This is a genomic window from Caballeronia sp., assembly GCF_049581465.1.
In the GTDB taxonomy this organism is placed as follows: Bacteria; Pseudomonadota; Gammaproteobacteria; order Burkholderiales; family Burkholderiaceae; genus Caballeronia.
Genome location: NZ_JBAUSA010001084.1, coordinates 1 through 1,959 on the forward strand (window position 1 = coordinate 1; position 1,959 = coordinate 1,959).

The following is a 1,959-nucleotide window of genomic DNA, read 5'->3' on the forward strand; positions in this document are numbered from 1 at the left end:
GCCCCGAAGGCCGCGACCAAGACGGCAGCAGTGCCCGTCAAGAAGGTTGCAGCCAAGAAAGTTGTAGCCAAGAAGGCCGCAGCGAAGCCCGTTGCAGCAGCGAAGAAAGTGGCCGTGAAGACGCCAGCAACACTGACGCCGATCAAGGACACGTTCACGAAGGCATCGCTGGTCGCGCATCTTGCGGACCGCTCAACGGTTGACCTCAAGGCAGTGAAGGCCGTGCTGGCAGCGCTCGAGGACACGATCCTCGGCGCGGTACACAAGAAGGGCGCGGGCGAGTTCACGTTGTCAGGCCTCTTGAAGATCTCGGCGCAAGTTGTGCCGGCCAAGAAGAGGCGCTTCGCGAAGGACCCGTTCTCCGGCGAAGACCGTTGGTTCCCGGCAAAGCCGGCAAGCGTACGCATCAAGGCGCGCGCGTTGAAGAAGCTGAAAGACGCAGCCGCTTAAGCTGAGATGAAGCGACGACGATGACGCCGGCGAGTAAGCCGGGCGCGCATCAGTCGAAAAAAATGGCCGGTATCCGCAAGGATGCCGGCCATTTTTTCTAGACGGGACCCCGCCCACGAGGCTCAATGCCCACTGCATAGCTTCCCGCAGCGGCAATCGCATGTTCTGTTTCGATCGGAGTAGTCATGCCGAACGCGTTTGCGCCCGCGACAACCAACGCCATCGCTTTCGCCGCGTCCCGTGAGTCGTTCCGCAGCGGATCGCTCAGCAACGCGAAGTTTAGCGATGTCGTTGAAGCGATGCCGGTGAGCGTGATCGAAAACGCAACGAGCAGAATGGTCAGATTCGTTGCGAAGGGCACCGGGAAAATAATGATGAACGATACTCGCCATTCATACAGGGCAACCAGGGAGGCTAGAATGACGGAGCAGATTGCCGAGCCTGCATTGCAGCCCCTGTTGAACATCGATGTAACCATGCCGCGCTCGTTTGTTGCACAAGGCTTCATCAATGGCGAGGACGCCAAGGAAGCCCCGTTTCCTACGGAGAACCCGGTCGACTCGCTTGAGGTTCCGAGCTACCGAGCGTTTCAAGTGACGATGATCAACGCCGGTAACCCGGCAATTTTCATCAACGCAGAAGCCCTCGGCTTGCGCGGCAATGAGATGCAGGCCGACGTGAACGACAACGCCGAACTGCTCAGGAAATGCGAAGCAATCCGCGCGTATGCCGCTGTTCGAATGCGCCGGGTAGACCCGACGACCATCAACATCAACGCGCGGATTCTTTCCATGGGCAAGCTGCACCACGCCACGACGGGAACCGGTGGGGTTGCAATCGCGGTCGCCGGCGCAATCCCCGGCACGGTCGTCAACAGGCTTGTCGCCAACAAGGCAGGCGGCTCAATCCGCTTTGGGCATCCCTCGGGCGTGATGGCAGTGGGCGCGCAAGCGGAGCAGAAGGACGGCGCGTGGGTCGTCACCAAGGCGATCATGCTTCGTACGGCGCGCCGGCTGATGGAAGGGCCGTCGTCTCTCGCCCCCGAACTCCGGACACTTCATCATGACTACTGCCACGCCTGACGTTCTTGCCGACCTCGCCCCGACTGGGCAGCTTCGCGCGGCGATCAATTTTGGCAACCCGATTCTCGCTTCCAAAGATCCTGTCACCCAGCAACCCGAAGGGGTGTCCGTTGACTTGTCGCGGGAGCTGGCGAGGCAGCTCGGCGTCCCAGTTGAATTTGTTACCTATGATGCGGCGGGCAAAGTTGTCGCCGGACTCGATAGAGACGAGTGGGATGTTGCCTTCGTTGCGCGTGACCCCGTCCGGGGAAAAGGTATCGAACAGACGTTTCCCTACGTTCTTATCGAAGGCGCTTATCTAGTCCGCGACGACTCGCCGATCCGTTCGAACGAAGCGGTGGACCGCGTGGGAACCACGGTCGTTGTCGGCAAGGGGAGCGCCTACGATTTGTTTCTGACTCGAACACTCGCGCACGCGACGATCGTG

The 1,959-nt window shown here is 60.4% G+C and carries 4 protein-coding genes; 3 read left to right on the plus strand and 1 reads right to left on the minus strand.

Annotated elements, in window-relative coordinates; translation table 11 throughout:
- Nucleotides 1-450: HU family DNA-binding protein (locus tag WCA53_RS26540; protein WP_423917595.1), on the plus strand; the 450-nt coding region annotated here is incomplete at its 5' end.
- Nucleotides 451-547: 97 nt separating this feature from the next.
- On the opposite strand, the gene WCA53_RS26545 is transcribed toward WCA53_RS26540, so the two are convergent.
- Nucleotides 548-928 (minus strand): hypothetical protein, encoded by a 381-nt coding sequence (locus tag WCA53_RS26545; protein WP_423917600.1) that lies wholly within the window; start codon nt 926-928, stop codon nt 548-550.
- Here WCA53_RS26545 and WCA53_RS26550 point away from each other — a divergent pair.
- Nucleotides 909-1,532: a PrpF domain-containing protein gene (locus tag WCA53_RS26550; RefSeq protein ID WP_423917605.1), complete on the plus strand. Its 624-nt coding sequence runs from the start codon at nt 909-911 to the stop codon at nt 1,530-1,532. The two genes, WCA53_RS26545 and WCA53_RS26550, sit on opposite strands and share 20 nt — an antisense overlap.
- A partial coding sequence (locus WCA53_RS26555; RefSeq protein WP_423917608.1) for a transporter substrate-binding domain-containing protein occupies nt 1,513-1,959 on the plus strand: 447 nt, incomplete at its 3' end. The genes WCA53_RS26550 and WCA53_RS26555, both read left to right, overlap by 20 nt.

Bases quoted from the DNA above. Each gene is read 5' to 3' on its own strand.
- WCA53_RS26545 (WP_423917600.1), bottom strand. From the start codon at position 928: ATGGTTACATCGATGTTCAACAGGGGCTGCAATGCAGGCTCGGCAATC.